The organism is Clostridium sp. UBA5119 (assembly GCF_002414285.1).
In the GTDB taxonomy this organism is placed as follows: Bacteria; Bacillota; Clostridia; order Clostridiales; family Clostridiaceae; genus Clostridium_J; species Clostridium_J sulfidigenes.
In genome coordinates, this window is the sequence record NZ_DHYX01000082.1 from 3,202 (window position 1) to 3,628 (window position 427).

At 26.5% G+C, this 427-nt stretch carries 1 protein-coding gene; it reads right to left on the reverse strand.

What is annotated here, in order from left to right:
- Nucleotides 1-66: 66 nt before the first annotated feature.
- Nucleotides 67-427: DUF2284 domain-containing protein (locus B2671_RS12895; protein WP_346870768.1), on the reverse strand; the 361-nt coding region annotated here is incomplete at its 5' end.

Sequence of the window (427 nt, forward strand, 5' to 3'; positions counted from 1 at the left end):
TTTTATTTATTAATGTTATTATTATCAAAGAGATAAGTTTAAATACTAGAAATAGAATATTAAGTTTTAGTTACTATGTAATATTTGCAAAATCTTTTTTTCAGGAATATCTAAATTTGAAAGCAATCCAGAAACACAGGTTACATATTCTGGTGTTGAGTTACTGCTCCATTGAATTTTATCATTAATAATATTTTCCACTATTCCACATACATCAAAACCAAGACCTTCTAATGAATATCTTAATTTCCTTGGGAATATACAAGGCATATTATTACTACGAGAGCAGTTGTTGCAAATTAGGCATCTTCCAGAAAATAGTGCAATACTGTCATTATAATAAGATTCTAAGGAGAGTATTTTATCATCATTAAATTCTCTAAAACTATAATAAAGACCATTAAAAGTATTAGCAAATTCATCAGCG